The sequence below is a fragment of the Phyllobacterium sp. 22552 genome (assembly GCF_052044585.1).
Taxonomy (GTDB): Bacteria; Pseudomonadota; Alphaproteobacteria; order Rhizobiales; family Rhizobiaceae; genus Phyllobacterium; species Phyllobacterium ifriqiyense.
Map to the genome: position 1 here is coordinate 311,247 of NZ_JBQENG010000006.1, position 22,736 is coordinate 333,982.

20 protein-coding genes and 1 tRNA gene are annotated in these 22,736 nt (G+C 51.9%); 8 read left to right on the forward strand and 13 right to left on the reverse strand.

Annotation, left to right across the window (positions count from 1 at the left end; translation table 11 throughout):
* Positions 1 to 20 precede the first annotated feature (20 nt).
* The 4 genes from ACTJI9_RS16150 to ACTJI9_RS16165 all read left to right on the forward strand — a co-directional run bounded on the left by ACTJI9_RS16150 (position 21) and on the right by ACTJI9_RS16165 (position 4,843).
* Positions 21 to 1,334 carry a glycosyltransferase WbsX family protein gene (locus ACTJI9_RS16150; RefSeq protein WP_307285375.1) on the forward strand — a complete coding sequence of 438 codons (1,314 nt, stop codon included), beginning with the start codon at positions 21 to 23 and terminating at the stop codon, positions 1,332 to 1,334.
* 1 nt (position 1,335) lies between these two features.
* Entirely contained in the window at positions 1,336 to 2,859 is a 1,524-nt protein-coding gene (locus tag ACTJI9_RS16155; RefSeq protein ID WP_440809296.1) for a rhamnan synthesis F family protein, read from the forward strand.
* 59 nt (positions 2,860 to 2,918) lie between these two features.
* The gene (locus tag ACTJI9_RS16160; RefSeq protein WP_307285380.1) at positions 2,919 to 3,890 is read left to right on the forward strand and encodes a methyltransferase domain-containing protein; all 972 of its coding nucleotides are present in this window, start codon (positions 2,919 to 2,921) and stop codon (positions 3,888 to 3,890) included.
* Between the two features lie 257 nt (positions 3,891 to 4,147).
* Positions 4,148 to 4,843 carry a sulfotransferase family 2 domain-containing protein gene (locus ACTJI9_RS16165; RefSeq protein ID WP_307285383.1) on the forward strand — a complete coding sequence of 232 codons (696 nt, stop codon included), beginning with the start codon at positions 4,148 to 4,150 and terminating at the stop codon, positions 4,841 to 4,843.
* Positions 4,844 to 5,067: 224 nt separating this feature from the next.
* On the opposite strand, the gene ACTJI9_RS16170 is transcribed toward ACTJI9_RS16165, so the two are convergent.
* Positions 5,068 to 5,152: transfer RNA gene (locus ACTJI9_RS16170), tRNA-Leu, on the reverse strand.
* 228 nt (positions 5,153 to 5,380) lie between these two features.
* Between ACTJI9_RS16170 and lipB the strand changes: the two genes are divergently transcribed.
* A complete protein-coding gene (gene lipB, locus ACTJI9_RS16175; protein WP_115052937.1) occupies positions 5,381 to 6,100 on the forward strand; it encodes a lipoyl(octanoyl) transferase LipB in 720 nt (239 codons plus the stop codon).
* On the opposite strand, the gene ACTJI9_RS16180 is transcribed toward lipB, so the two are convergent.
* Both ACTJI9_RS16180 and ACTJI9_RS16185 read right to left on the reverse strand, forming a co-directional pair.
* Positions 6,097 to 8,109 carry an acetyl-CoA carboxylase biotin carboxylase subunit gene (locus ACTJI9_RS16180; RefSeq protein WP_440809298.1) on the reverse strand — a complete coding sequence of 671 codons (2,013 nt, stop codon included), beginning with the start codon at positions 8,107 to 8,109 and terminating at the stop codon, positions 6,097 to 6,099. The two genes, lipB and ACTJI9_RS16180, sit on opposite strands and share 4 nt — an antisense overlap.
* Positions 8,110 to 8,171: 62 nt before the next feature.
* Positions 8,172 to 9,098, reverse strand: a complete 927-nt coding sequence (locus ACTJI9_RS16185) for a DMT family transporter (RefSeq protein WP_115052935.1) — start codon at positions 9,096 to 9,098, stop codon at positions 8,172 to 8,174.
* Between the two features lie 181 nt (positions 9,099 to 9,279).
* Between ACTJI9_RS16185 and ACTJI9_RS16190 the strand changes: the two genes are divergently transcribed.
* Both ACTJI9_RS16190 and parE read left to right on the forward strand, forming a co-directional pair.
* On the forward strand, positions 9,280 to 9,654 hold the full coding sequence (locus tag ACTJI9_RS16190) for a helix-turn-helix domain-containing protein (RefSeq protein WP_115052934.1): 375 nt from the start codon (positions 9,280 to 9,282) through the stop codon (positions 9,652 to 9,654).
* Between the two features lie 124 nt (positions 9,655 to 9,778).
* The gene (parE, locus tag ACTJI9_RS16195; RefSeq protein ID WP_440809301.1) at positions 9,779 to 11,884 is read left to right on the forward strand and encodes a DNA topoisomerase IV subunit B; all 2,106 of its coding nucleotides are present in this window, start codon (positions 9,779 to 9,781) and stop codon (positions 11,882 to 11,884) included.
* Positions 11,885 to 12,070: 186 nt separating this feature from the next.
* Here parE and ACTJI9_RS16200 read toward each other — a convergent pair whose 3' ends face one another.
* The 4 genes from ACTJI9_RS16200 to yajC are packed head-to-tail and all read right to left on the reverse strand — an operon-like array spanning position 12,071 to position 15,996.
* Entirely contained in the window at positions 12,071 to 12,907 is an 837-nt protein-coding gene (locus ACTJI9_RS16200) for a phytoene/squalene synthase family protein (protein ID WP_440809304.1), read from the reverse strand.
* Between the two features lie 27 nt (positions 12,908 to 12,934).
* Positions 12,935 to 13,324, reverse strand: a complete 390-nt coding sequence (locus ACTJI9_RS16205) for an Mth938-like domain-containing protein (protein ID WP_440809306.1) — start codon at positions 13,322 to 13,324, stop codon at positions 12,935 to 12,937.
* 2 nt (positions 13,325 to 13,326) lie between these two features.
* Entirely contained in the window at positions 13,327 to 15,597 is a 2,271-nt protein-coding gene (gene secD / locus ACTJI9_RS16210; RefSeq protein WP_307285405.1) for a protein translocase subunit SecD, read from the reverse strand.
* Positions 15,598 to 15,654: 57 nt separating this feature from the next.
* Positions 15,655 to 15,996, reverse strand: coding sequence for a preprotein translocase subunit YajC (gene yajC, locus ACTJI9_RS16215; RefSeq protein WP_106663125.1), 342 nt, complete (start codon positions 15,994 to 15,996; stop codon positions 15,655 to 15,657).
* Positions 15,997 to 16,145: 149 nt separating this feature from the next.
* On the opposite strand from yajC, the gene ACTJI9_RS16220 reads away from it, so the two are divergent.
* Positions 16,146 to 17,018 carry an ATP-binding protein gene (locus ACTJI9_RS16220; protein ID WP_440809309.1) on the forward strand — a complete coding sequence of 291 codons (873 nt, stop codon included), beginning with the start codon at positions 16,146 to 16,148 and terminating at the stop codon, positions 17,016 to 17,018.
* Between the two features lie 55 nt (positions 17,019 to 17,073).
* On the opposite strand, the gene ACTJI9_RS16225 is transcribed toward ACTJI9_RS16220, so the two are convergent.
* The 6 genes from ACTJI9_RS16225 to tatB all read right to left on the reverse strand — a co-directional run bounded on the left by ACTJI9_RS16225 (position 17,074) and on the right by tatB (position 22,674).
* On the reverse strand, positions 17,074 to 18,333 hold the full coding sequence (locus ACTJI9_RS16225; protein ID WP_337354689.1) for a M23 family metallopeptidase: 1,260 nt from the start codon (positions 18,331 to 18,333) through the stop codon (positions 17,074 to 17,076).
* A 135-nt stretch (positions 18,334 to 18,468) separates the two neighbouring features.
* Positions 18,469 to 19,122: a protein-L-isoaspartate(D-aspartate) O-methyltransferase gene (locus ACTJI9_RS16230; RefSeq protein WP_440809311.1), complete on the reverse strand. Its 654-nt coding sequence runs from the start codon at positions 19,120 to 19,122 to the stop codon at positions 18,469 to 18,471.
* On the reverse strand, positions 19,119 to 19,877 hold the full coding sequence (gene surE, locus ACTJI9_RS16235; RefSeq protein ID WP_336440013.1) for a 5'/3'-nucleotidase SurE: 759 nt from the start codon (positions 19,875 to 19,877) through the stop codon (positions 19,119 to 19,121). Before surE ends, ACTJI9_RS16230 begins: the two co-directional genes overlap by 4 nt.
* Positions 19,878 to 19,894: 17 nt before the next feature.
* Entirely contained in the window at positions 19,895 to 21,178 is a 1,284-nt protein-coding gene (gene serS / locus ACTJI9_RS16240) for a serine--tRNA ligase (RefSeq protein ID WP_440809314.1), read from the reverse strand.
* A gap of 63 nt (positions 21,179 to 21,241) precedes the next feature.
* Complete coding sequence (tatC, locus tag ACTJI9_RS16245; protein ID WP_307285424.1) at positions 21,242 to 22,057, reverse strand: twin-arginine translocase subunit TatC; 816 nt, start codon at positions 22,055 to 22,057, stop codon at positions 21,242 to 21,244.
* The gene (tatB, locus tag ACTJI9_RS16250; protein ID WP_115052923.1) at positions 22,054 to 22,674 is read right to left on the reverse strand and encodes a Sec-independent protein translocase protein TatB; all 621 of its coding nucleotides are present in this window, start codon (positions 22,672 to 22,674) and stop codon (positions 22,054 to 22,056) included. The genes tatC and tatB overlap by 4 nt, the downstream gene beginning before the upstream one ends.
* Positions 22,675 to 22,736 lie beyond the last annotated feature (62 nt).

The window sequence follows — 22,736 nt, forward strand, 5'->3', positions numbered from 1 at the left end:
GTAATCAGAAGCTGAGATTCATGATCAAGCCTATCGCCTTTTACCTTCCGCAGTTCCACCCTGTAAAAGAAAACTCAGAGTGGTGGGGCGCGGGTTTTACGGAATGGACCAACGTTGCCAAGGCAAAACCGAATTATGAGGGGCATTACCAACCGCAAATACCGAAGGATCTGGGTTTTTATGACCTCCGTATGCCGGAAACTTTGGCCGCTCAAGCGGCGCTCGCCAAAGAATACGGCATATACGGGTTCTGTTTCTACTATTACTGGTTTTCTGGCCGTCGTATCCTTGAAAAACCGATTGATACTTTTATAAAAAACAAAATCGATATGCCCTTTTGTTTTTGCTGGGCAAACGAAAATTGGACAAAGCGGTGGGATGGCGGCAACAATGAGGTTTTGCTGTCTAACGAACACAGTGTAGAGAATGACAATCGCATCATTGATGACATCATCCCCACCATGCAGGATGATCGGTATATTCGTTATGACGGATTGCCCCTCATAATCGTTTATCGTCCGGACATACTCGCGGATTCTAAGAAAACTTTTGCACATTGGCGGAAACAGGCGAAAGCTGCCGGACTTCCGGGCTTATTCATAGCGTCTGTAGCCTTTTATGATATTTTTCATCCTTCCGACTGGGGATGTGATGCGCTTGTAGAATTTCCGCCGCACCAGTATCTACAAAATTCGTTTGCTTCTGATATGCCGAAATTCACTAATCCTGAGTTTCGCGGCAACATAATGGACTATAGAGCGGTGATGTCCACATCCATCGATCGTGTTCACAATGACTTTTTATTTTTTCATGGAACTATGCCTTCTTGGGACAACACAGCGAGGAGGCAAAACGACCCATTTATATTCAAAAACTCTTCGCCCGAATTATTTGAGTTTTGGCTACGCAATCAAAGTGTGAAGACACTTGAGGATACTCAAAATAAAGAAAAGTTTGTCTTTATCAATGCATGGAACGAGTGGGCGGAAGGCGCCCATTTGGAGCCATGTTTGAAGTATGGCCACCAACATTTGGAAGCGGTTCGACGTGGTGCCGACGTAGAGAGATATACCACAAACATACCTGCTCACGATACAACTATGGGGGCATTAGCTGCTATAAAGTCCTATGATATCGCTAACTTTAGATACCTGACGGGTGTAGAAAGCGAATACAAGGCTGCCTTGAGCGAGATACAATCTCTTAGAGCCCGTCGTATCGAAACCGATGTTCCGCTCGCCTGGGTGATTGCAAACAAACTGAAAAATCGTCCTCTATTTTATAGAGCAGCTCGGATCCTATATCGCATGATACGTAAAATCAGAGGGCGGTGATATGGCTGTGAATGCAATCATTGCCCATTTCGATCCTTATAGCGAGCGATCGAAAAATTGGCACAAATTGTTGACTGCGATCAGGCCCCACGTCCAAAAAGCTGTGGTCGTTTCAACAGGGATATCACAACAAGATTCAGAGACCGCCAAGCAGCTAGGTTTTTCCGTCATAGCCCGTGACAATGTGGGTTACGATTTCATGAGCTATGCGGTCGGCTTCGATGTTCTTCAAGGAGACGCTAGAGCCGACAAAATTCTATTTACAAACGATAGCTACTTTATTTCCGATGAGGAGAAGTTCACCGACAGTTTGTCGAAGCTGTTATCTGCAAAAGATGGTGCGGCATTTTTGACCTGTTCGTCACAAATCATTAGGCACGGACAAAGCTATTTATTCGCTATCGACCGAAAGATTTTTTCACAGCGATTATTCCATGAATTTCTAAGTGGCGTGCGACCGCAACCCACACGCCTAAGCGTTATTTTTGCTTACGAAATTGGTCTAACGCACTGTCTGAATGATCTGAATGTGTCATTTTCGTCGCTTGTCGATACAAGCGGCCTCTCCGGTCGTATCTCGAGTGAACAGCGCAAAAGAGGTATCAACCCTACCCATGATTACGCTGAAGAGATTGAGGATCGTTGCGGAATTGTAAAATATGAACGCCTGGTCAAGAATCCGTTGCGGCTAGCCGAAACGCCGCGCATGGCCGCAATCGCATTAGCAGCTGCTACAACAGCAGCCAGAGCGCCCATGCAGGTGTCACAGCTAGAGCCGCCGGCAGTTGTCATTTGTCATTGCCACTACGAAGAGGTAGTGGACGAACTAATATTAAAACTCGAACGCTTGCCCGATGGCTGTGAAATCCATGTCACATCGTCAAATCCGTCCGTACTCTCCGCATTTAAGACGAGATGGAAGCGAAAGAAAGTTTATTTGAACGTATTAGCAACAGAGAACAAAGGTCGAGATGTATTACCATTCTTCGTTGCTCTTCGGCTTCTGGGATTAGCTGACAACATTCCTATCCTCAAGATACATGGCAAACGTAGCCTTTATTCACCACTCGGCGAGAAGTGGCGTAAGGATCTCTTGGATCAATTACTTCCAGATTTCGGCGGTATTAACGATATTATTCGGCAATTTGAAACCTCCCCTAAATTGGCAATGATTGGCGCTCAAGGATCTTACGTCAGCGACCTCGGATATTGGGGAGCAAACGAAAGACGAGTATGCGAGTTTATGGAGCGCGGAGGTTATGCCACCCCTACCTCAGACGATCTAGGCTTTTACGCGGGAACAATGTTTTGGATTCGCTCCCAATGTGCGAACGAAATTTTGGAGTCTGTGGACTTTGCGCAATTCGAAAGCGAGGGTGGTGAGCGGGATGGCACTTACGGCCATGTTTTGGAGCGCGCCATACCGATGGCACTGCACTCCCAAGGCTGGACATTGCTGGAAGCAGGCTGTGAAAAAGAGCTATCGCCGGAATTAGCCAGGGAAAGGAAGCTTGAGTACTTCTGATATTTCTTGGCTTTGGAAGTAGATGGAAAGTAGGCGGCGACATCCACAGCATCAATACATTGCAAATTACCATTGCCGACTTGCCCTTGGCGCCGCAGGGCAGCGCACCAATGAAAAACAAACCAGCACAATACAAGGCGGTTAATCTTGCCGTCGGCAGTCGAGATAGCGTCTTGCCGCTTTACCTCTACGTTCTGGTCAAGCCTCGCATTCAAGTCGATTGTATTGCAACAGCAGAGGTTAGAAAGCACTTTTTCCAAACACCAACCTGTGTTAGCGGTCATTTAGGGGGAGAAACCAAATTGATCATAGACCGCACACTATCCAGAGTAGAGCAAGTCTTTCAAAACATTGACCAACGGAGCATGGTCGGCCTCGAAATCGGCGCGTTGGACAATCCAATTGCCAGGCCAGCTGCTGGCCAAGTTTTTTATGCTGACTACTGCTCTACGGCGGATTTGCGACGAAATCACGTAAACACGCCAACGGTGGACATCAATAGTATTGTTGATGTTGATTTCGTGACAAATGGTGGCTATTTGCGAGATGTTGTGCCGGACAGTTTGAAGTTTGACTATGTGATTGCATCCCACGTAATCGAACATGTCCCTGACATTATTTCCTGGCTTCAGGATATTGGACATGTTTTGAAACCAGGCGGCATCTTGTCACTGATTGTTCCTAATAAGGAGCATACTTTCGACAGCAGACGTTCCATTTCTGAACAAAAGGACTTTTTCGCAGCCAATATACTACGTCAAACGAAGCCATCACCGATTCAGGTGTTCGATTACTATCGCTGGCACGAGAGAAACGGCTCCCTTGTTCACACGCTTGAATATTCGATTGAAATGGCAAGAAAATCTATTAGCGATTATGTCGATGCTCATTGCTGGGTCTTCACAACAGAGACTTTTTATGACGAAATCCAGACTCTCATTGACGAAAACCTTATTCCTTACAACCTAGGTGTAGTCACGAAAACGCCTCCGGGTGAGATTGATATGTTTGCTCAACTTGTGCGGACCTAGATATTGTCGACTTGATTGAGTTGTCGCCAATTGCGCTTCCTTTGGATTTCTCCCATTAGCCTGAGATAGGCAGGAATCAGCAGTCATTTATAATGCGCTGTATGATGTTGCAAAAACGCAAGCCGCTCTCAATTCTAAGTTTATCTACACACCGGGATGAACTTTATAGTTGTATTTATTGCAACCTCACATCATAGCTTTCGCAGGATTTATGTGAAAGATCAAAGATGATAATCTCTCATTCAAAGAAGTTTTGCATGCTTCTGCCATGGAAAACAGCAAGCCAAACCATGGTTGCCAGACTTTCTGGTTACAACGAGAGTCCATACAGCGCTTTTTTCAGTTTCAACCCCACTTTGAATAGAATTGTCCACCAGCACATGACATGTGCAGATTTTGCCTGTTTACCGGAAAGCAAGTTAAACTATTTCATTGGGTCTTTCGTTCGAAACCCTTATGATCGTGTCTATTCGGGATTTCGTCAGCTGCAGGAAGACATTCGAACGCAGCCTTCATATAGTTATGCAGCAGAGTGGATCAGAACGCTGGTCATGAAACAATTGGACGAGAATCACCGACAGCTTCAGGCGGCAGACTTTGACTTCGACAAGTGGCTAGCCAGCGTGACTGAGGATCAAATTTACGAGATTGGATATAACACCAATTTCCCACTGCATCCCGGCCACTATTGGACCCATATAAACCAAACACAATTTGCGAACTTTATCGGCCGCGTCGAACACTTTGAAAAAGACTTTTCTGATTTTTGTTCGAAGGTGGGCATAGTAACAGAGGCGCGCAACGCAAACGTTGTAGATTTGGAGGGGGCAGCTTCTGAAAATCCATTCAGCTATCGATACATTAACCGAATGGACAAGAAATCTATTGAAAAGATCAACTCCCTGTTTTTCCGTGACTTTGAATTATTTGGGTACGACCGTCTGCCTTGTTAAAAAATGCCGCTGACCTCGATATCTATCCCAGCCGCCGTTTTCCTTATCTCGATTGTAGCGACGGTGATTATAGCCGATCGATTCACCGTATGGATTGAGGCCTATATTGCTGCAGGCGTTGCAAGCCTCGCCAAGTCTGTGCGACAGACCACATGCACAAAAAGCAATACGGCGCCCGATGGGCGCCGTATTCTGCTTTATAATCAAATACTTGGAAAAGTATATGGTGCGGTCGAGAAGACTCGAACTTCCACGTCTTGCGACACAGCGACCTCAACGCTGCGCGTCTACCAATTCCGCCACGACCGCACTGTGGTAGAAGCCGAACATGTCGGCTTGGCGCTAGTAGCAAATAGGTTTCCGGGAAACAAGCCCTATCATGCTTTATCTCAGATAGTTTTTCATAAACTTGTCAAAAAGCCGCTCTTGTCGCATCCCACTGGAAATAATCCGCGAAAAAGTCCATATGCGCGGGACCCATCCTTGATCTCCGCGCGCGGAGCATGACAGGCAGTCTTAATTGGAATTATCCGCTCTATGAAGTCCAGCCGCGATGAACTCGCTCCCGCCTTTTTACCCCTCGAGGGATCATCACCGGTGGCATGGGCAGTTGCCGACGGCCTCACTGATTATGATTTCGCCCTCGCCTTCATGGAAGAACGCGTCGCAGCCATCAGAGATGGAACAGCGTCCGAACTGGTCTGGTTCGTCGAGCATCCACCGCTTTACACGGCCGGCACAAGCGCCAAGGAGGTAGACCTGCTGGCAACCGACCGCTTCCCGGTCTATGCAACCGGTCGTGGCGGCGAATATACTTATCACGGACCTGGCCAGCGCGTGGTTTATGTCATGCTGGACCTGAAAAAGCGGCGCGAAGATATCCGTGCATTCGTGACAGCGCTCGAACAATGGATCATTTTCACGCTCGCTTCATTCAATGTGAAGGGCGAACGGCGTGAAGATCGCGTCGGCGTTTGGGTGAGCAGGCCGGAACGCCCAGCGCTGGCAGATGGCTCGCCTGCGGAAGACAAAATCGCCGCCATTGGCATTCGTTTGCGTAAATGGGTCAGTTTTCACGGCATCTCCATCAACGTCGAGCCGGAGCTGTCACATTTTGACGGAATTGTTCCGTGTGGCGTGCGCGGCCATGGCGTCACCAGCCTTGTTGATCTGGGGTTGCCGGTCGAAATGCATGATCTCGACCGCGCGCTGCTAGAATCTTTTGAAAGCGTCTTTGGCCCTATCGAGCCGGCTTAGTCAAACTCCATAATGACAGCGTCCACGGCAAGGCTGTCACCCTGCTTTGCATTGATGACGGAGACGGTCAGATCGCGCTCGGCGCGCAACACATTCTCCATCTTCATGGCTTCAACGATAGCAAGTGTTTCGCCCGCCTTGACCTCCTGCCCGGCACTCACATTTACCGAGACGAGCAATCCCGGCATAGGACAAAGCAACAATTTTGACGTGTCCGGCGGAATCTTGACCGGCATCAGCTTTTCCAGCGCCGCAACATGCTTTTGCATGGGATGGGCGATGATCGACATCCCCTTCCAGTCAATTCGCATACCGTTGGAAACGGGGCGTAACTGAGCTTTGACAGGGCGCTCGTTGACATAGCCATCCCAAACGGCCTCGCCCGGACGCCAATCGCTACGAACGGTGACAAAGTCCCCACCCCGCAAGGAGAGCTCAAGCTTGACGGGAGGTTTGGCTGCGCTGCTGCGAATAATCACCGGCACGTAATCGTCACCGATCCGCACCTCCCATTCCGCGTGAATCCTGCCGGAATGCGGGCGCAGCCGGTCACCCAGACGGTCCAGGCGCTCTTTGCGTACAAGCTCGGCAGAAAGTCCAATTGCCGCCAGAACATCAAGGTCATCTGCGGTTGGGGATATCGGCTGGAACCCGTCCGGAAATTCCTCGGCGATAAAAGCCGTTGAAAGCCTGCCTTCCCTCCAGCGGGGGTGCTGCATCAGCGCCGCGAGAAATGGAATATTATGCTCAATTCCGTCGACGACAAAATTGTCGAGCGCATCGGCCATCGCATCGACAGCTTCCAGCCGTGTCGGTGCCCAGGTGCAAAGCTTTGCCACCATAGGATCATAGAACATCGAAATTTCGGACCCTTCCGTCACGCCCGTATCATTCCGGATGACAGCTTTGCCCACAGGACCCTCCAGCGGCGGACGATACCGCGTCAGCCGCCCGATTGATGGCAGAAAATTACGATATGGATCTTCTGCATAAAGACGGCTTTCAACGGCCCATCCATTGAGTTTCACCTCGTTTTGCTTGATTGCAAGCTTTTCCCCAGCGGCAATGCGGATCATCTGTTCAACCAGATCGATGCCGGTAATCAGCTCGGTTACAGGATGCTCCACCTGCAAGCGTGTATTCATCTCAAGGAAATAAAAGTTGCGGTCCTTGTCTACGATAAATTCGACGGTGCCGGCGCTCTGATAATCAACGGCTTTGGACAGTGCCACAGCCTGGTCGCCCATTGCTTTGCGAGTTGCCTCATCCAAAAATGGTGATGGTGCCTCTTCGACGACCTTCTGGTTGCGCCGTTGTACGGAACATTCCCGTTCGCCAAGATAAATGCAATTGCCAAAGCTATCTGCAAGAACCTGAATTTCGATGTGGCGCGGATCGACAATGAACTTTTCGATGAAGATGCGATCATCTCCGAAGGAATTACGCGCTTCCGAGGTCGCGCGTTCAAATCCGTCGCGCACTTCAGCCTTGTGCCAGGCTATGCGCATGCCCTTACCGCCGCCGCCAGCGGAAGCCTTGATCATGACGGGATAGCCGATTTCTCCGGCGATCCGTTCAGCATGTGCAACGTCAATAATCACATCGGGTGAGCCGGGCACAGTGCTGACCTTTGCCTCATTGGCAAATTTTTTCGATTCGATTTTGTCGCCCATCGCGATGATCGCGCGGGGCTTCGGACCAATGAATATAATGCCCTGCTTTTCCAGCTCTTCGCAAAAAGAGGCGCGTTCGGAAAGAAAGCCATAACCGGGATGGACAGCCTCTGCCCCGGTTTCCTTGCAAGCAGCGATAATCTTTTCAGGGACGAGATAGCTTTCGGATGCCGTAGCTGGTCCGATATGCACGGCCTCATCCGCCATCTCAACATGCACAGCATCACGATCAGCGTCAGAATAGACCGCTACTGTTGCAATTCCCATTTTCCGTGCAGACTTGATAACGCGGCACGCAATCTCACCACGATTGGCAATCAGAATTTTTTTAAACACTTAGACCTCCCAACAGATCTTTGTTTCTATTGTGAAACACAACTTTGCTCAACAGCTGTCAATTAATTGTACGCCGGTTCCGTGGTCTCTCGCTTCTTGCCCTCGCGCCAGATCAGATAGGCGCCTGATGCAACGATGATGATGATCCCGACCCATTTAGACGGCGTTGGAAAATCACCGAAAACCAATAAGCCGATGAGAACTGCCATGACAATTTCGAGATATTGGAATGATGCCAGCAGGGAAGCCGGTGCAAGTCGTGAGGCATGTGTGATCAGGAGATGTCCGATTGTGGCTATCAATCCCATCATGAACAGCAAAAACCACGACATGGCATTTCCTGGCATGGCGAATGTCATGTCTTGAATACCCAGAAATGCAGCAGGTATGAGGGCAATCAAAACGGTAATCGTTCCGCCAATCCCGGCGTAAAGCTGCATCACAAGCGGCGTATCGACAGTGCCATAGCGGCGATTGAGGATAAGGTAGATTGCAAAGACCGCTGCTGTTCCAAGCGGCAGCAACGATACCCACCCAAACAGCTCCCAGCTTGGCTGTATGACGATCAATGTTCCAATGAAGCCGATTGCCACTGCAACCCGGCGTCGCCAACCAACTTGCTCCTTTAGAATAAGCGCCGACAAGACGGTCAACATCAGTGGCTCAACGAAAAACACCGCCATTGCGTCTGCGAGCGGCATATATTTGACGGCTGCATAAAAGCACAGGCTGCCAATACCCATAAGGAAGCCGCGAAACAGATTTCCCCACAGTTTCACAGGTATCAGGGATTTGAAGCCCGTCATGGGCACAATGATCATCATGGTCAAAATGGTTTGGACAACAAACCTGAAAAGCGTAGCTGTCGCAGGCGGCAGGCTGTCAAAGACCGAAAGCCATTTGGCTATAGCGTCCATCATAGGCAGGAAGAACATGGCGGCAGCCATCGCAGAAACGCCCCGCACTTGTTGTGAGGTCGTATTTTCCATCGCCAATACCTTTCTGAAGAAAGTCCGCTGGTAGGAATTTTGGCATATCTGCTCCACCAGAAAAAGCAATCTCGGCGCCTAAACAATCTCGCGCAATAGCTGCAAAATTTGACTTTTGGGGCCGTAAATGGTGCAACGAGCCCTCCCAAGACTGAAAAAACAAGAAAAACTGGAGAATTCCATGAATTTTCGCTCGAATATCATGACCGAAACGCCTGACATGGACACCATGGGTGGACGGCTGCTACGGGCCCGCGATGCCAAATCCATGAGTGTTTCGCAAGTTGCCGAGCGCATTGGCGTCAAGACCCAGACAATCCTTGCATGGGAGTCGGACCGGTCAGAGCCGCGGGCCAATAGGCTTGTCATGCTTGCCGGGTTTCTCGGTGTTACGCCAACATGGTTGATGCACGGCATTGGTCAGGCCCCTGTGGATACCGCTGAAGATGCGGCGACCATCAATGCCGAAATAAGCATACTCAAGAACCATCATGAAAAACTCGGCAATCGGATTTCCAATCTGGAAGATCGTATAGCAGCGCTCAAAGCGGCATAAAATATGGGGATTCACCGTTATGTTCAGCGGCGAACCTTGGAACATATAGCGAACGCCCATCGCGTTTCAACCGGAACCATGCAAAGATTAAAAGTGATTCGAAACCATAAAATACTGGCCTGCCATGGATGATACTAACGACCTATTTTCAGCAATCGTGAAGACTGCACGCGAGCGGCAGGAAGCAATAGCACCGGCCCAAAAAACCGAAGCACCTCCACAGGTTGCTGCGGCTTTGCCTGTTACGCCGACCAAGCCAGTTCCGGCTCGCGCTCCTGCGCGTGCCGTTCCGGAAACGAGCGGTAATTATAACGCGTCGGACATTGAGGTTCTCGAAGGTCTGGAGCCGGTTCGGCGTCGCCCCGGCATGTATATCGGTGGCACGGATGAGCGGGCGCTGCATCACCTTTTTGCTGAAGTCATCGACAATTCCATGGATGAGGCCGTTGCCGGTCATGCCAATTTTATTGACATTGATCTGGATGAAAACGGCTATCTGTCAGTAACGGATAATGGTCGTGGTATCCCGGTCGATGCTCACCCGAAGTTCAAGGATAAGTCCGCCCTCGAAGTCATCATGACGACATTGCATGCGGGCGGTAAGTTCGATTCCAAGGTCTATGAAACATCCGGCGGTCTGCATGGTGTCGGCGTATCAGTGGTCAACGCGCTTTCCGACCATCTTGAGGTAGAAGTTGCGCGAAATCGACGCCTTTATCGCCAACGTTTCTCACGCGGCATAGCGCTTGGCCCGCTTGAAGAAGTGGGTGAAGTGCAAAACCGTCGTGGCACGCGCATAACTTTCCATCCGGATGCAGAAATCTTCGGGCAGGAAGCAAAGTTCGATCCCGCGCGCCTGTACAAGATGGCCCGTTCCAAGGCTTATTTGTTCGGCGGCGTTGAGATTCGTTGGAGTTGCGCTCCCTCGCTGCTCGATCCCAAGGATCCGACACCGGACAAAGCAGTTTTCCATTTTCCCGGAGGTCTGAAAGAATATCTGGCCGCTTCGCTGGGCAAGGATTTTCAAGTTACCCGCGAAATGTTTGCGGGTAAGACGGAAAAATCCGGCGGGCATGGATCAATGGAATGGGCGGTTGCCTGGTATGGCGGCGATGGGTTCGTCAACTCCTATTGCAACACCATTCCCACAGGCGAAGGTGGAACGCATGAAGCGGGACTCCGCATCGCCCTCACCCGTGGGTTGAAAGCCTATGCGGAACTGACGAACAACAAGCGGGCATCGATCATCACCACTGACGACGTGATGATTTCATCTGCTGCCATGCTTTCCGTCTTTATTCGCGAACCTGAATTTGTCGGCCAAACCAAGGATAAGCTTGCAACGGTGGAAGCACAGCGCCTTGTCGAAAACGCCATTCGCGACCCGTTCGACCATTGGCTTGCTGCATCGCCGCAAGAAGCATCGAAACTGCTCGATTGGGTGGTGGACCGCGCGGAAGAGCGGGTAAAACGCCGTCAGGAAAAAGAGGTCAACCGTAAATCAGCGGTGAAAAAACTGCGTCTGCCGGGCAAACTGGCTGATTGTAGTCAAACCGGAGCGCTCGGTGCAGAACTCTTTATCGTTGAGGGTGATTCCGCTGGTGGTTCAGCAAAGCAGGCGCGGGATCGTGCGACGCAGGCTGTTCTGCCGTTGCGCGGCAAGATTTTGAATGTTGTCAGCGCCGGCCGGGAAAAAATGACGGCCAATCAGCAGATTAGCGATCTTATACAAGCGCTTGGCTGCGGTACCCGGTCAAAATATCGCGATGAAGATCTGCGCTATGATCGCATCATCATCATGACCGATGCTGACGTTGACGGCGCTCATATCGCATCGCTCTTGATCACATTCTTTTATCAGGAAATGCCCGACCTTATCCGCAATGGCCATTTGTTCCTTGGCGTCCCGCCACTTTACCGCATCGCTCAAGGCGGAACAGTGGCCTATGCGCGCAACGACGCGCATAAGGACGAGTTGATGAAGACGCTTTTCACGGGTCGTGGAAAGATCGAAATCGGCCGGTTCAAGGGACTAGGCGAGATGCGCGCCGATCAGCTCAAAGAAACCACGATGGATCGCAAGAAGCGCACGCTGCTTCGCGTTCAGATTGATGAAGAGTGGGCCAATGAAACGCGCCTTGCAGTCGACGATCTGATGGGAACGCGTCCTGACGCGCGCTTCCGGTTCATTCAGGATCGCGCTGCCTTTGTTGAAGAGCTGGATATTTAGAACAAGGTGGCATGAGCTTCATGCGTAGTTCGCCCTTCGACAAGCTCAGGATTGCTTACCATGAGGAAGGTGGCTGGGCTGCATAGATAGCTATGAGTTAGCAGAACTACTTCCTGCAAACCTCAACCTTCCTCATGGTGAGCTTGTCGAATCACGCAGAATAGTCTTGCAGCCAAGTCGAATAATCTAACCTATCGATGCTCTAAACGCCGTCCATTGGCGGCGCAGAGGTGAGATTTCTGCGATCTCGGTCGACGCATTGAAACCCTTCGCTTTCAACCGCTTCAAGTAGACCGGCGTCAGCCAAACGGGCAGGTAAGCGGGGCGCAAAGATTTCGGCAATCCTTTAGAACCTGCCTGAAATTTGGAAAAATGATCCTCAGCCAGCGCGATCATGGCCGCGACAGCACGCTCGGTCGCTTGCCGGTCAGTGCCATCCAGCAGGACCTGCGAGGTACACCCCACAGCGCTAAGTACATCAGCAGGTATATAAACTTGGCCGCGACGGCGGTGTAGCGGCAAACTCCGCAAAAGTCCTGTGATGGCTTGGGCAACACCGGCATGTCCTGCAAGATCGGCATGCTTTGCCGCCTGCTCCGTGTCAAGGATCAGCGATGCAAGCTGGATCATGGCTGAAGCCGTTTCTCCGCAATAACCTTCCAGATCATTTCGGCTCGGCATGGGATCATCGTAAAAGTCAAAAATCCGCGCTTCGCAATAATTGTCGAAAGCCGCATGGGGCAGATTGTATGTTTGAATAGTATCCACAAGGGCGGCGGCAACCGGGTTACCTGCTGCTGCACCATGCTCTGTGCCATTGATCAGATCGCGCCACCATTGTAGCCGCACTTCGCCCGGCAAAGGATCGTGAATCAAATCGCGAATCCGCGCGATTTCGACATTAAACGCGTAAAGAGCCGCTAAAGCGCCCCGCTTGGCTTCCGGTGCATATAAGACGGACAGATAGCGATCAGGATCGGCATCCCGCAGCAACTGGATGCAGTGAGTTTCATTGACATTCATGGCGTGAGATATAGCCGGACCGGAGAATTAATCCACCGCAAACAACGCCGCAGCCACGGCGCGGTTTTCAGCCAAGAGCACATTATAGGTACGCACCGCCGCGCCGGTGCTCATCGGATCGGATGAAATACGGTGCTTGCGCAATATTTCCCGCAACTCTTCCGGCAAACGGCGCAGTTCTGTACCAGTGCCGACCAGCAGGATTTCAATTTCCGCAGATTGTTCGAGAACAAGGGCCAAATCAGCCGCAGTCGGTACGGGCGGTGTTTTTGGCTCCCAGCCATGTATCCCGGAAGGAAGGCACAGGATCGAGCCGCGATGTGACATATCGGCAAACCGAAAACCGCCATTGCCATAAGCGTCAATGGGTGCGCGCCCTGGAAAATGCGCATCCCGAATCTCGATACCTTTTGCCACTTTTAAATCCTGCTTTCGTCGGTAATTGGCGCAGGATGCTGCTCATCCATCACGTCGCGGCCCTTCAGCCCGAAGAGCATCAATAGCGGGCCAGCAACGAAGATCGAGGAGTATGTCGCAACAATAATGCCCACACCGATGGTCAACGCGAAGGAACGCACGTCATCGCCGCCATAGAGGTAAAGCACAATGAGGGCCAGAAAGGTCGCCAGAGACGTGAGAATGGTACGTGATAGTGTTTGATTAATAGACGCATCCAATATGCTGGACAGCGAAACATTGCTGCCATATTTGCGCAAATTCTCGCGTACCCGGTCATAAATGACCACCGTATCGTTCAACGAATAGCCAACAATCGCCAGCAAGGCGGCAATGCTCCAGAGATTGAATTCCATCTTGAAGACAATGAACATCAAAAGCAGAAGCAGCACATCGTGGATCGTTGCGAGAATAGCACCGAGAGCAAAGTGCCACTCAAATCGGAACCAGACATAGGCAAAGATCAAGACGAGGCAAAGGCCCACAGCCAAAATGCCTGCTTGAGACAATTCCGATGATACGGACGGCCCAATGACGTCTACCCGTGGAAGATTATACTCGTCCTGAAACTCGCCGCGGATTTTGACGCCCACGGTCTGTTCCGCATCTTCGCCCTCGCCCTGACTTCCCACAGTAATCAACGCCCGGTCGTCGGATTTGAAGCGTTCGATCTTCACGTCACCGATATTGAGTTCATCGAGGCGGCTGTAGACGTCATCAAGATCGATTGCACCTTCCGACGATTGCATTTCGACCATCGTTCCACCCTTGAAATCAATGCCGAAATTCATCCCGATGATCAGGAAAAGCGCAATCGCTGCAATGCTTGAAAGGGCGGAAAAGCCCAGCGTCAAACTCCGCAGCTTCATGAAGGCGATCTTGGTATTGTAAGGAACAAGCTTGAGCAGCGCGCCAGGTACTTCTTTTGGCTTGGAGCGTTGCACCCAAACCGAAACAAGCAATCGGGTTAAAGTGAACGTGGTGAACAATGTCGTGACAATGCCGATGGTAACCGTCAGCGCAAATCCATGCACGGGGCCGCTGCCAAGTGTGAAGAGGACCAGAGCTGCGATCAATGTCGTGACATTGGCATCGACAATAGTCGCAAGAGCACGGGCGAAGCCCGAATCTATAGCCTGGATAACCGAGAAACCAGCCCGCCTGTCCTCGCGAATACGCTCATAAATAAGTACATTGGAATCGACAGCCATTCCGATGGTGAGAACGATACCGGCAACGCCGGCAAGCGTCAGCGGCGCACCGAACAATGTCAGGACGGCCAAGATGAGAATGACGTTCACAACCAGAGCAATGCTGGCGATCACACCCAGCAATCCATAAGTCAAAAGCATGAACAGGATAACCAATGCTGCGCCAACAAGAGCAGCGATTTTCCCGTAGGAGACGGAGGCAGCACCAAGGTCAGTACCCACGGTGCGCTCTTCAATCACAGTTACACTCGCAGGCAGCGAACCGGCGCGCATGACGAGTGCGAGATTGCTGGCACCTGAAAGATCGAAATTTCCGGCAATTTGCCCCGTATTTCCGGGTATCGCTTCCTGAATAACAGGAGCCGAGAGAACCTGATTATCGAGAACAATGGCGAATGACTGTCCGATACCGGCTTTTGTCGCCTTGGAGAAGCGATCCGCACCGACACTGTCGAGGTGGAATGTAATCACCGGCTGCTGCGTGGCCGTGTCAATTCCCGCTTGTGCATCGACAAAATTCTCGTTGGTAACGAGCGGCTCTTTTTTGACGAGATAGGCAACAGGCGGATCGTCAAAAGAGTAGACTACCTCATCGCCTTCGGGCGGCGTGCCGTCTATCGCCTGCTGCACCGGCACGGAAGAATCGACCATGCGGAAACTTAATTCGCCTGTGAGACTTAGAATGTCCTTGAGTAGCTGGGAATCGTAAAGACCAGGCACTTCAATCAACACCCGGCCATTGCGTTCAGTCACAACATGCGGGTTGGCGTAGCCAAGCTCGCTGAGACGGCGCGTAAGAACTGCAACGGTGGCATCGGTATCAGGCAGATGTTCTTTATCCACCTGCAGGCGCATGCGTGAGCCGCCTTCAAGATCAAGCCCGAGAGCAAGCTGTTTCTTGGGTAGCCAGTCCGGCAAACTGTCCAGCTGGCTCTGCGTAAAGGCATTGGGAAGCGAAAGTATCAGTCCGGCAAGGACCACAGTCCAGATGAGAACAGTCTTCCAGCGGCTAAAGTAAAGCATACGGTCGCAACCTCAAGAATCAGAAGGGCGGCTCCAGGGCCGCCCATCACTTAAGCTTTATTTCTTGTTGTCGGCAACCGGTTCGCCTTTAACGCGAACATCTGCAACCATGCCACGAAGAACACGAGCCTTTACGCCATCACCGATTTCAACGTCGAGCTCACCAGTGTCTTCATAAACTTTCGTAACCTTGGCGATAAAACCACCACCGGTAATAATGGTGTCGCCGCGGCGAATATTCTTCAGCTGCTCTTCACGCTTCTTCGCGGCTGTACGCTGCGGGCGGATGATCAGGAAATACATGATCACGAAGATCAAAATGAAGGGAAGAATGCTCATCAGCATTTCCGGAGCGCCACCGGCACCCGTTGCCTGTGCATATGCGGGAGTTACGAACATAGAACCTCCAGATAGATCAAATTTGAAACAGTCAGAACCAGCGCAATACAATGTTTAAGCTGGCAAAAGCAACAGTACAAAACCACCACGACTGCTTTTCCATTATCAGTCAACATGATAGTGACGTTCAAACTGAAGAATGTAAGGGCATGTCTGGTATGACTGAGGAATTGCTGAGCGAAAAACTTGACCGTTTGATTGCTGTGCTAGAGCGCATGGCGCCGCCAACCCCGCAGCCTGTCAATCTGGAAATTGCCGATTGTTTTGTATGGAACCCTTCCCGTCTCGGTTTCGATCCCGTCAATAGGGTCAATCGCGTCGACATTTCCTTGATCAGAGGTGTTGATACGGTTCGCGACATTCTCTTTGATAATACCAAACGGTTTGCCGATGGCATGCAGGCAAATAATGTTCTGCTCTGGGGTGCGCGCGGCATGGGCAAGTCTTCGCTTGTGAAAGCCGTGCACGCTTCGGTAAATGCTGAAGCTCCGGCCGCCGCTCACCCGCTCAAACTCATTGAAATTCACCGCGAAGACATTGATAGCCTGCCAGCCTTGATGGGCATCATCAAGAATACGCCCTACCTGTTTATCCTGTTCTGCGATGATCTTTCTTTCGACCATGATGATACGTCGTACAAATCATTGAAAGCCGCGCTCGAGGGCGGTGTCGAAGGCCGCCCGGACAATGTGATTTTTTATGCGACATCGAACCGCCGCCATCTGCTCCCGCGGGATATGATCGAGAACGAGCGTTCAACAGCCATCAATCCATCGGAGGCCGTTGAAGAAAAGGTGTCTCTATCGGACCGCTTTGGTCTTTGGCTTGGATTTCACAAGTGTAGCCAAGATGATTATCTTGCAATGATCGACGGCTACGCCGCACATTTTGATCTGGCTATGGAAAAAGATCAGCTTCATGCGCAGGCACTTGAATGGTCAACCACGCGTGGCGCGCGCTCCGGTCGCGTTGCGTGGCAGTTCATACAGGATCTTGCCGGGCGCCTTGGCAAAAAGCTTTAAAATAAAAAAGCCCGTATCGAAACAATACGGGCTTTTTTGGAAATCAATGAACTGACTATAGTTCGAGATATTTTGTAGGATCGACAGGCGTCGAATTCTTGCGAACTTCGAAGTGAAGCTTCGGCGTTGTAGCATTGCCAGTCATGCCGGATGCGCCCAGCTCTTCGCCACGCTTGACCTTCTGGCCGCGCTGAACGTTCAGCTTGCTCGCATTACCGTAAACGGTGACCAAGCCATTATCATGGCGGACCAGAACCGTATTGCCGAATTCCTTCAGTCCATCGCCCGAATAGATCACGACACCGCTTTCGGCGGCCTTGATTGGGGTGCCTTCCGGAACCGAAATGTCTATGCCGTCGCTACCTTTGCCGTAATTGGCGACAACGCGGCCACGCACAGGCCAGCGCAATTGCGATGCACCCGAAGCCGATGGAATTGATGCGACTTCCTTCTCCGCTTCGCCTGCAGCCTTTTCACTCGCTTGCGGCGGGGTATAGGGCTTGGCTTCCGATCCGGCGGCGGCTGTAGCAGGAGCAGGCGCGGCAGGTGCGCTTGCAACAACCTTAGGCTGTTCGACAGGCGGTGTAGCAGCAGTTTTCACCTGGTCAGTGCCGCCCTTGGGCTTCATCGTATTGGCAACATTTTGTGCCAGCGATGAATTGGACGGCGGAATGATCAGCGATTGCCCGAGACGGACTGTTCCGTCCTGCATATTATTGGCTTGCTTGATCGCATCGACATTCGCGCCTGTCTTGCGCGAAATGGCATGAAGCGTATCGCCGGATTGAACCTTATAGGTGCCGCTTGCCGTTGAAGTCGTGATGGGTTTTGCTGCGGCCTGCGCGGGCGCAGTAGCGGCAGGCATTCTGGCTTCGCGTCCATCTGGTGTCTTCAAAGTTGCAGACCCTGCGGGCGCTGTCTGCATGGGTGCCGCCATGGCGACCTGCTGCTGACGTACTGGCGCATTGTTCGCAACGGGAGCGAGAGCCGGGCGCGAAGGCTGCGAGGAAACCGGCGGCAATGAAGAAGCGCTTTGGCTGCCAACGGGCGGCAGACTACCGCGCTGAACACCGCCCGATGAGCGGATCGGCGCATTATTGACCGAAGCAGTGTAGGTTGAATCGACCGGCGCCACCGAACCACTGTTCTGGGTCTGCATGATCGATCTCTGGTTATCACTGTAACCAGAGCTGAAATCTGCACTGGAGAAACGTGACACCCCGGAGCTGCAACCGGCAGCAATGCCGGCAACTGTGAGAATGGCGGCATTGAGAGCCAACCGCCGTGACGCTTTGTCTAGTGTACTCAAACGCATCGCTTAATCCCGCCCGTACTCATACAAGAATATTAGACGCATTAGATCGCGTTAATGTTACCCGACCGTTAAAACTTTCGAAAATTTGCAAAAAATTCACCAAGCTCGTAAACGCTTGGCTCGGCCGCAGTCAGGTTAAAGCGCCGAGGAAACCCCTTCGACCAAGGGCAGGAACCTTACGCGCATCAACTCCTGCTGGTCAAAACGGCTGCCAATCTTTGTTAGACGTGCAACTGTCTGCTCCCCGTCAACAGGGCCGATAGGCGCCACCAAAATACCGTTGGACGAAAGGAGATCGACAAAATGCCTTGGCATAGCGTCGAACGCAGACCAGACGATGATCCGGTCAAAGGGGCCATCGCTTGCGAGCCCCAACCGCCCGTCTGCATGTTTGATAATACAGTTTTCAATTTTCAAAGCCTGAAGACGCTGCTGCGCAAGCTCGACCAGTGTGCGATAGCGTTCAAGTGATAGGACACGTCCTGAAAGCCGGGCCATGACTGCGGCGGTAAAACCGGAACCCGTTCCAATTTCCAAAACCCGGTGCGATGGTTCCAGCTCGAGCGCCTTGATCAACTGGGCCTGGAGGTCCAGGCCTTCAATGAATTCTCCGCACTCAATAGGCAATACACCCTTACTATAAGCGACATTGCCAAGGTTACCGCTCACGAAACTCATGCGAGGCGTGGCTTCAAGAGCGCTCATCAATCTCTGGTCGCTTAGGCCCAACCTGCGCATACGCAGCACAAAAGCCGCAAAACCTTCACGCTCGGACATGGCCGGTTTCATATAAATGTTTCCTCAAGAACGGCTCGCATCTCATGCGCGGTCAGATCAAGCTGCAATGGCGTAATGGAAATGTAGTTGTTGCGGATCGCAGCGACATCGCTGTTTTCGGCAGGCACATCCTTACCCCGTCCATATCGAAGCCAGTAATAGGGCAAACCGCGCCCATCGTGACGCTCTTCAATCGTCAACCCGTGCGAAAGCTTTCCCTGTACCGTCACGCGGGTGCCTGCGATCTCGGAAGCCTGGCAACTGGGGAAATTGATGTTGACGAGAACGCCCTTGTTCAATTCAACACCAAGCACTTTTCGAAGCACATCCGGAGCGCGCTCTTCCACAATCTCCCATGGCAGGACGCGAGCGCCACCGTTGAGATTATATTCTTGTGATAAAGCGATGGATTTGATCCCCAGCAAAGTGCCTTCAATGGCTGCGGCGATCGTACCCGAATAAGTTACGTCATCTGCAGTATTTGATCCGGAGTTGACGCCGGAAAGCACAAGATCAGGTGGCTCGGGCATCACATGCTTGACGCCCATGATGACGCAATCGGTCGGCGTGCCGCTCACTGCAAAATGGCGGTCATCAATTTTGCGCAGCCGCAATGGGTTGGAAAGCGTCAGCGAGTGAGCAAGTCCACTCTGGTCCGTCTCAGGCGCAATGACCCAAACATCGTCAGAAAGCTGGCGGGCGACACGTTCAAGAACACTCAGACCTTCCGCATGAATTCCGTCATCGTTGGTCAAGAGAATCCGCATCGCCCTACCCCGTTTGTTTAAGCCGCTTTTTCGATCCGTGTCAGCCCACCCATATAAGGCACAAGTGCTTGAGGAACTGTAACGCTGCCGTCTTCATTCTGATAATTTTCGACAACTGCAATCAAAGCGCGGCCAACAGCAGTGCCCGAACCATTCAATGTGTGGACAAAACGGGTGGATTTCTCGCCCTCTGGCCGGTAACGGGCATTCATCCGCCGGCCTTGAAAATCACCGCAAACAGAACAGCTTGAAATTTCGCGGTAAGATTTCTGTCCTGGAAGCCATACTTCCAGATCATAGGTCTTTTGCGCGCCGAACCCCATATCGCCGGTGCAAAGCGTCATGGTACGGAATGACAGATCAAGGCGCTTAAGCACCTCTTCCGCGCAGGCAGTCATGCGTTCATGCTCTTCGACAGCGCGTTCCGCATCGGTGATCGAAACCAGTTCCACCTTCATGAATTGGTGCTGGCGCAGCATGCCGCGCGTATCGCGTCCAGCGGAACCTGCCTCGGAACGGAAACAAGCGGTCAGCGCGGTCATACGGATCGGCAGATCGCGAATATCGAGAATCTCGTCACGCACCAGATTGGTCAGCGGCACCTCGGCAGTGGGGATGAGATAGCGGCCGTCAGTGGTCTTGAAGAGATCTTCGGCAAATTTCGGCAATTGCCCGGTGCCATAAAGCGTATCGTCATTGACCAATAGCGGCGGATTGACCTCCATATAGCCATGCTCCGTCGTGTGCATGTCCAACATGAACTGACCAAGAGCCCGTTCCAGCCGCGCAAGCTGGCTCTTCAATACGGTAAAACGGCTGCCGGACAGGCGCGCAGCCCGCTCGAAATCCATATATCCAAGCTTCTCGCCTATTTCGAAATGTTCTTTCGGTTCAAACGAAAAGTTCTTCAGATGGCCGACGCGGCGCGTTTCCACATTGCCACTTTCATCCTTGCCCAAAGGCACACTATCCAGTGGAATATTGGGCAGCACTTCAAGCGCCTCAGTGAGCGCGCGCTCTAGCTGGCGCTCTTCCTCTTCTGCAGAAGTCAGCGCTTGCTTGATATCGGCGACTTCCGCCTTCAACTGATCGGCCGCTGCCTGATCTTTGGCGGCCATCGCCTTGCCAATTTCCTTGGAAGCGGCATTGCGACGCTCCTGCAGCCCTTGAGATTTTGCAATGGATTGCCGCCGCTTTTCGTCAAGCTCTATCAAGCGTGACGAAATCGGCTCCATTCCGCGCTTGGCCATTGCGGCGTCGAAAGCCTGCGGATTCTGGACGATCCATTTAATGTCATGCATGAGAGTAAAGCCGTACTGGAATAATTATATCTTATGGGGCGAACCCCGGCGAACTGGAGAGTGTCAGGACGAGATTTCGCTCGACTGTGCTTCTGTCTCAGCCGCACGCTTTTTCTCGATCAGACGCGCCATCCAGATGGAAATCTCGTAGAGAAGGATGGTGGGAAGCGCAAGACCGATCTGGCTGACAGGATCGGGCGGCGTGATCACCGCGGCAACGATGAAAGCAATCACAATCGCATATTTGCGCTTTGATCTGAGACCTTCATAGCCGACCAACCCAACCCGGGCCAAAAGGGTCGTCACAACCGGCAACTGAAAAACGAGTCCGAACGCGAATATCAGCGTCATGATAAGGCTGAGATATTCGGAAACCTTGGGCAGCAAGGAAATTTGCACTTCACCGGCCCCGCCGGTCTGCTGCATGGCAAGGAAGAACCACATAACCATCGGCGTGAAGAAAAAGTAGACCAGAGCGCCGCCCATGAGAAACAGAATTGGCGAGGCGATCAAAAACGGCAAGAAAGCCATGCGCTCATTCTTGTAGAGGCCGGGCGCAACAAATTTATAAATCTGGGAAGCAATAACAGGGAAGGCAATGACGATACCGCCAAACATGGCAATCTTGACCTGCGTGAAGAAAAACTCCTGTGGCGCGGTGTAAATCAGCTGCGCCTTTGCCGGATCAAATCCTGCCCAGCCCACTGCCCATTGATAGGGAATAACCAGCAGGTTGAAAAGCTGCTTGCCAAAATGGAAGCAACCCAGGAACGCGACGAAAAAAGCCAGCAGAGCCCAGATAAGACGACGGCGCAGCTCAATCAGATGCTCTATCAGCGGCGCTGAACTCTTGTCGATTTCATCGTCGGTATTGCTCAAGATTTCGTCCCCGTATCACTGCTCTTGGCACGTGGCTTAGCCGTCTTTTTGACCGGCGCTGCGGCTGCTTTGGCAGCAGTCTGCTTTGTGACAGTCTGTTTTGTAGTGCCTGGCTTAACAGCGACTGCCTTTGCAGGCCCCGCGCTGGCGGGTTTAGCGGTCGTCGTGGTTTTGGGGGCTGCCTTTGGCTTGGCCGCAGCCCTCGGCTTTTTCTTTGGCTCGTCAACAGGCGGCAATGGCTCCATCACCACAGGTTGCGCCTGCGTGGCACCGGGCGCTGATGGGTCGGGAATGGCCACATTATCCTTCGCCGTATCCGTCGCATCTTTCAATGTAGAGCGTATTTCCTCGCCTATTGTTCTGACGGGATCGAATACTTTGCGTATGTCATTGCGCGGGTCGAGGCTCTTTGCATCATTTATAATGCCACGAACATCATCAAGTTCGGCTTCTTTCAGAGCTTCATCAAACTGCTTGCGAAACTCACCTGCAGTTGCCCGAAACTTAGTCGTCGCCTTGCCGAACGCACGCAGCATTTTGGGCAAGTCTTTCGGACCTACAACCACAATCAGAACGACCGCGATGACCAGTATTTCCGACCAACCAACATCAAACATTTATCATGCTCCAGCCACAACGCGGCCATTCAGCCACGCGCAGGGCAAGGCTCCCGCCCTTA

What these genes read in the sequence shown, in the direction of transcription:
- yajC (WP_106663125.1), bottom strand. Translation starts at nt 15,996, where the DNA reads ATGTTCGTAACTCCCGCATATGCACAGGCAACGGGTGCCGGTGGCGCT.
- ACTJI9_RS16190 (WP_115052934.1), top strand. Translation starts at nt 9,280, where the DNA reads ATGAATTTTCGCTCGAATATCATGACCGAAACGCCTGACATGGACACC.
- ACTJI9_RS16225 (WP_337354689.1), bottom strand. Translation starts at nt 18,333, where the DNA reads ATGCGTTTGAGTACACTAGACAAAGCGTCACGGCGGTTGGCTCTCAAT.
- lipB (WP_115052937.1), top strand. Translation starts at nt 5,381, where the DNA reads ATGAAGTCCAGCCGCGATGAACTCGCTCCCGCCTTTTTACCCCTCGAG.
- parE (WP_440809301.1), top strand. Translation starts at nt 9,779, where the DNA reads ATGGATGATACTAACGACCTATTTTCAGCAATCGTGAAGACTGCACGC.
- ACTJI9_RS16155 (WP_440809296.1), top strand. Translation starts at nt 1,336, where the DNA reads ATGGCTGTGAATGCAATCATTGCCCATTTCGATCCTTATAGCGAGCGA.
- ACTJI9_RS16200 (WP_440809304.1), bottom strand. Translation starts at nt 12,907, where the DNA reads ATGAATGTCAATGAAACTCACTGCATCCAGTTGCTGCGGGATGCCGAT.
- serS (WP_440809314.1), bottom strand. Translation starts at nt 21,178, where the DNA reads ATGCATGACATTAAATGGATCGTCCAGAATCCGCAGGCTTTCGACGCC.
- ACTJI9_RS16220 (WP_440809309.1), top strand. Translation starts at nt 16,146, where the DNA reads ATGTCTGGTATGACTGAGGAATTGCTGAGCGAAAAACTTGACCGTTTG.
- ACTJI9_RS16230 (WP_440809311.1), bottom strand. Translation starts at nt 19,122, where the DNA reads ATGAAACCGGCCATGTCCGAGCGTGAAGGTTTTGCGGCTTTTGTGCTG.
- ACTJI9_RS16185 (WP_115052935.1), bottom strand. Translation starts at nt 9,098, where the DNA reads ATGGAAAATACGACCTCACAACAAGTGCGGGGCGTTTCTGCGATGGCT.
- ACTJI9_RS16165 (WP_307285383.1), top strand. Translation starts at nt 4,148, where the DNA reads ATGCTTCTGCCATGGAAAACAGCAAGCCAAACCATGGTTGCCAGACTT.
- surE (WP_336440013.1), bottom strand. Translation starts at nt 19,877, where the DNA reads ATGCGGATTCTCTTGACCAACGATGACGGAATTCATGCGGAAGGTCTG.
- tatB (WP_115052923.1), bottom strand. Translation starts at nt 22,674, where the DNA reads ATGTTTGATGTTGGTTGGTCGGAAATACTGGTCATCGCGGTCGTTCTG.
- secD (WP_307285405.1), bottom strand. Translation starts at nt 15,597, where the DNA reads ATGCTTTACTTTAGCCGCTGGAAGACTGTTCTCATCTGGACTGTGGTC.
- ACTJI9_RS16150 (WP_307285375.1), top strand. Translation starts at nt 21, where the DNA reads ATGATCAAGCCTATCGCCTTTTACCTTCCGCAGTTCCACCCTGTAAAA.